The sequence below is a fragment of the Nostoc sp. 'Peltigera membranacea cyanobiont' 232 genome (assembly GCF_002245985.1).
GTDB lineage: Bacteria > Cyanobacteriota > Cyanobacteriia > Cyanobacteriales > Nostocaceae > Nostoc.
Map to the genome: position 1 here is coordinate 1 of NZ_NOLK01000265.1, position 6,039 is coordinate 6,039.

Here is a 6,039-nt window from a genome sequence, read left to right on the forward strand (position 1 = left end):
GGCTAGAACAGTCCTTAGCAACAATTCATCGGGCAGACTGGTATCGTTCGGTACAACCTATCACTGGTCGTCCGGGTGCAACGGTGGTTTTAGCTGGGCAAGAGGTAATTAATTTTGCCAGTAATGACTATTTGGGATTGGCTGGGGATGAGCGGTTGATGACAGCCGCAATTGCTGCGATCGCTGAATTTGGCACTGGTAGTACTGGTTCTAGATTACTCAGTGGGCATCGAGAATTACACAGGGAGTTAGAAGAGGCGATCGCATCTACCAAACAAACAGAAGATGCCTTGGTATTTAGTTCCGGGTATCTAGCAAATTTGGGTGCAATTACCGCCCTTGTGGGCAAGCGCGATTTAATCTTATCTGACCAGTACAATCATTCCAGCCTGAAAAATGGAGCGATTCTTAGCGGTGCAGTAGTTGTGGAATATCCGCACTGTGATGTTGAAGTACTAAAAACTCAGTTGAGTCAACAGCGACAAAATTACCGACGCTGTTTAATTCTTACTGATACCGTTTTCAGCATGGACGGCGATTTATGTCCGTTGCCCGCACTATTGGATATCGCTGATGAGTTTAGCTGTATGCTGCTAGTCGATGAAGCTCATGCCACTGGGGTACTAGGAAAAACTGGCGCTGGGTGTGTAGAGCATTTTGGGTGTACAGGAAAGCAATTAATTCAAATTGGTACTTTGAGTAAAGCTTTGGGTAGTTTAGGCGGATACGTAGCCGGAAGTAGCGCCCTAATTGACTTTTTGCGGAACCGCGCACCTAGTTGGATTTATACTACTGGGCTTTCACCTGCTGATACAGCAGCGGCCTTAGCAGCAATTAAGATAGTGCAACAAGAACCGCAACATCGTGCCCAATTGTGGGGGAATATACATTACTTGAAAACTTTGCTGCAACACTTACCTAACTTAAAATTGCTGCCTTCAGAATCACCTATATTATGTTTTCAATTGCCTAATGCCACAGATGCCCTCAAAGCTGGAAAACAGCTAAGAGATGCTGGCATTTTTGCCCCAGCAATTCGTCCCCCCACAGTGCCCACTAGTCGGATCAGAATATCTGTGATGGCAACTCATGAAGTAGCACATATTGAAAAATTGGTAGCAGTCCTGAAAGATGTTAATTACAGCTAATTTAATGTTAATAGATGACACTAGGGTGGGGGATTAATTGAATATAGTTTTGTTGATGGCGAACTAACTAACTGGGCGTTGTGTGCCAGCAAAAGTAAGATAAAATACTTTGAAATTTCAGATTTTGGAATTGAGTAAGTAAGTCGATGGGAATAAACTAAACTATCTTACGAAACGTAAATAGGCTTGAAACCCTTACTAATGAGAAATGACAAAGGACAAATGACAGCCATAGCTAGTTATCTTTAATTACACCGCCCTACTTATTATTTATATAGATTGGCAAACCAACGTTATGGATATAAATATAGAATATTAGTGGTAAATTATTTATTCTCAATACTATATTATCGAGTAATTAACTTCTAACAAAAGGAGTTTTTTCAATAAGTAAAAATCTATCTGGAGATAAATTACTAAAATTTGCACACTAGCTTAGGCTGTATAGAGCCTTTGCAATAAGTATTGGTTGTTCCAAAACATTTTCATGTCTCATATTCATTCTTCTCACTTACTACGTTATAGTGTCACTGTATTAATTATCGCAGTTGCATTAGTACTAATGCTGATACTAGACCCCTGGTTAAGCATGAGTAGAACTCCTTTCCTGCTGTTTTTTAGCGCTGTAATGGTGAGTGCTTGGTATGGCGGTTTGAAATCAGGGCTATTGGCAACCTCCTTGTCTGCGCTAGTCAGCAATTACTTTTTTCTCCCGCCAGCTTATGAGCTGAGTTTTGACCTATCTAATTCTGTGCGAATTGGGTTATTTGCATTACAAGGATTGCTCTCTAGTATCGGATGTGAGGCATTAAAGACTGCTAAAAGACGGGCTGATGGAAATCTACAACAGCTAAGAGTTAGTGAGGAGCGATTTCGATTAGCGTTAAGCAGTTCGGATATCATAGTCTTTCAACAGGATCGAGATTTGCGATATCAGTGGATTCATAATCCTCAAGGTCTAAATACTGCTGAGGAAATGTTAGGTAAATCTGATGATGAATTGTTTTCAGCCGTAGTAGCAGAGCAATTGAAGGCAATTAAGCTGAAGGTAATAGAGACTGGTGTTTCAACCCGTGAAGAGGTTTATGTAACAACTTGTGGAGAAGATCGTTACTATGATTTGCTGGTTGAACCACTGAAAGATCCAGACAATAGTATTCATGGTATTACTTGTGCGGCTGTGAATATTACAGAGCGCAAGCAGGCTGAAGAAAGACTGCGCTATATCGCCCAAATTAGTAGCGTCCTCTCTACTTCGCTAGATTATGAAGAAACCTTAGAACAAATTGCCAAAATATCAGTTCCGAAGCTAGCTGATTGGTGTAGCGTTGACATTTTAAATGAAGATGGTTCCATTCGCCGCCTACCCATTGCCCATACAGACCCATCCAAAGCAGAGTTGGCGGCTAAACTTCAAGAGTATGTGCCAGATTACAAGAGTGCAAGTGCGATTACTACAGTACTGCAAACCAGGCAAAGCGAATTAATTTCAGAAGTATCTGACTCGCTATTGGTGGCCACTAGCCAGAATCACGAACACTTAGAACTTCTTCGCCAATTGGGGATGAAGTCTGTGATGATTGTGCCGTTAATAGCGCACCAACAAGTACTCGGCACTATCACCTTTATCACCGCAGAATCAAATCGTCGCTACGATCGCACTGACTTAACTTTAGCAACAGATATTAGCCATCGTGCAGCCTTAGCAGTGGAAAATGCCCGACTTTATCGAGACATCCACCAGGCTTTAATTCATTACGCCGAATCTCTATCTCTTCTAGATGCGCTACTAGAAGCCGCTCCTGTTGCTGTATGCTTTTTAGATCGGGAACTGCGATATATCCGAATTAATCAAGTTTTTGCTGACATCAACGGTTTGACCATAGACGAACATCTAGGACACAAATTTGGCGAAGTATTGCCAGCAATGGCGGCTGAGTTGGAGCCACAGTTACAGCACGTTTTGGATACAGGAGAACCCCTGCTGAATGTAGAAATCAGTGGTGATACAAGGGAACAACCTAGACGTTACGGCTACTGGCTCGGTAACTATTACCCAGTCAATAACGCAATGGGTGAAGAAACGGTAGGAATTGGAATTATTTTGGCAGATGTGACATTAGCAAAGCAAACAGAAGTAGCGTTGCGGGAAAGCGAAGAAAGGTTTCGGGCAATGTTCAACCAAGCAACTGTGGGTATTACTATGGTAGCGTTAGATGGGCGATTTATTCAGGTAAATCCTGCCTTCTGTGAGATTACTGGGTATAGCCATGAAGAGTTAATGCAAATGAACTTCCAAGAAATTACCCACCCTGACGACTTAGCAGCTGATGGGGAAAATGCTCTGCGAGTTTTGGCAGAAGAGATTAGTGGTTATTCCCTAGAGAAGCGCTATATTCGCAAAGATGGTTCTATAGTTTGGGTAAACTTAACTTCGTCAGCAGTTTGGGATACCAACGGACAACCAAAGTATGCATTAGGCATTATTGAGGATATTAGCGAACGCAAACGAGTTGAAACAACACAACAGTTTTTAGTTGAAGCCAGCACTTTATTAGCCGCCTCATTGGATTATGAAATCGCCTTGGAAAGTGTGGCTAATCTAGCAGTTCCTACCTTGGCTGATTGGTGTATTGTAGATGTCTTCCAGGAAGATTGGTCAAGTAAACAAATTGCGATCGCAATTGCCGATCCCACCAAACTAAGTATTTTAGAAGAAATCCGCCAGCGTTATCGACCCCAAACCAGAGCCAAACAGCTTGTACGGCAGCTAAGGCTAAGAATATCTATCTTTTATCCCGAATTATCTGACTCTCATCTTTTACAGATGTCTGAAGACAACGAACATCTGGAATTACTGCAAAGTCTGGGTATTTGTTCTCTGATGGTGATTCCAGTTCGTTCCCGTGGGCAATTATTTGGAGCAATCTCTTTTTTCACCGCCGAGTCAGGTCGTTATTACCAACAAACAGACTTGGCCTTAGCAGAAGATATTGCTCGTCGGGCGGCCATAGCCATCGATAACGCCAGACTTTACCAAGAAACTCAACAAGCAAAACAAGTTGCTGAAAGGTCTGTCAATCGCACCATCCTTTTACAAAGAATAACTGCTGCCTTCTCGGAAGCCTTAACTCCCCAACAGGTAGCCAATGTAGTAGTGAACCAAGGCATTGCCGCCTTGGAAGCTACTGGTGGTTCCGTTGTCTTACTCACTGAGGGAAATAGTGCCCTAAAAGTTGTCCAAGCAATTGGCTATCCCCAAACGCTCATAAATACTTGGACAACTTTTCCCATCACAGCACCTAACCAAATAGCAGAAACAGTCAGAACTGGGCAGCCGATTTTTTTAGAAAATTTAGCAGCCATGATTGCTAGATATCCCGACTTAGCAGATGTTGTGACTGTTATGGAGAATAATGCCTGGGCTTCCATTCCCTTGGTAGCAGAAGGTAAAGTAATTGGGGCACTGGGATTAAGCTTTACCACTGGACAAATATTTAACGAAGAAGACCGGGGATTTATGTTGACATTGGGACAGCAGTGTGCCCAAGCCATCGTCCGCGCTCAACTTTACGAAGCTGAAAAGACTGCTAGGGCCCAAGCCGAGACAGCCAACCGCATTAAAGATGAATTTCTCGCTGTCCTTTCCCATGAACTGCGAACTCCCTTGAATCCAATTTTAGGGTGGGCAAAGTTACTTAGAACCCGCAAGTTCGACGAACCCACTAAAATCCGGGCTTTGGAAACAATCGAGCGGAATGCCAAATTACAAACGCAATTGATTGGAGATTTACTTGATGTTTCGCGGATTTTACAAGGTAAGGTGAGGTTAAATCTCTATGCAGTGGATTTGAAAGTAGCGATCGCATCTGCACTAGAAACGGTGCGTTTAGCAGCAGAAGCCAAATCAATTGAAATTAAAACGGTGTTAAGTAATGATATCGGCAAAGTTCTCGGCGATAGCGATCGCTTGCAACAAGTAATGTGGAATCTCCTCTCCAATGCCGTTAAATTCACACCCACAGAAGGACTTGTAGAAGTGCGTCTAGAGCAAGTTGGGTTAGATGCTCAAATCCGGGTAATTGATACAGGTAAAGGAATCAACCCGGAATTTTTGCCCTACGTCTTTGATTACTTCCGGCAAGCAGATGCTAAGACAACCAGAGTATTTGGCGGATTGGGATTAGGACTGGCAATTGTGCGCCATCTAGTAGAACTTCACGGTGGTACAGTTCAGGCAGAGAGTTTGGGAGAAGGGCAAGGGGCTACTTTTTCAGTTAGACTACCTTTGTTGAAAAATTCTGAGTTGCGAGTCAGTAGTGGTGAGGCTTCTCAAGCAGAACTCAGTACTGACGACACATTGCTTTTGGGAGTGCAAATCCTGCTTGTAGACGATCAAGCTGATGTGCGAGAATTTTTTAGCTTTGCACTAGAACAATATGGCGCGACTGTAACCGCAGTTGAATCAGCAGCCGAAGCCCTAGAAACATTAGTGCAATCAAAGCCAGATATCCTATTAAGCGATATTGGAATGCCCTTAATGGATGGCTATATGCTGCTGCGCGAGGTGAGAAAATTACCACCAGAGCAAGGCGGGCAAATTCCCGCGATCGCACTGACAGCTTATGCTGGAGAAATTAACTACAACCAAGCAATGGCAGCAGGATTTCAAAAACACCTACCTAAACCCGTAGATCCAGGAGATTTAGCGACAGCGATCGACAAAATAATTCGTAATTCGTAATTTTTGAGGAAAATTAGTTAGAGTACTCCAAGAAAGAAAATGCCCAATTGTCGTTGCGAGCGAAGCGAAGCAATCGCAGCCCTTGGGATTGCTTCGCTTCGCTCGCAACGACGGGTTTTGGATCATTTATTTTTTGGAACACTCTTA

General features: G+C 43.1%; 2 protein-coding genes. Both read left to right on the top strand.

Annotation, left to right across the window (positions count from 1 at the left end):
* On the top strand, positions 1-1,148 hold a 1,148-nt coding region (bioF, locus tag CDG79_RS38410; protein WP_143855717.1), incomplete at its 5' end, for an 8-amino-7-oxononanoate synthase.
* A 487-nt stretch (positions 1,149-1,635) separates the two neighbouring features.
* A complete protein-coding gene (locus CDG79_RS38415; protein ID WP_094346753.1) occupies positions 1,636-5,892 on the top strand; it encodes a PAS domain S-box protein in 4,257 nt (1,418 codons plus the stop codon).
* The last annotated feature ends 147 nt before the right edge of the window (positions 5,893-6,039 follow it).

Excerpts from the sequence above, each read along its gene's own strand:
- CDG79_RS38415 (WP_094346753.1), top strand. The coding sequence starts at position 1,636 with ATGTCTCATATTCATTCTTCTCACTTACTACGTTATAGTGTCACTGTA.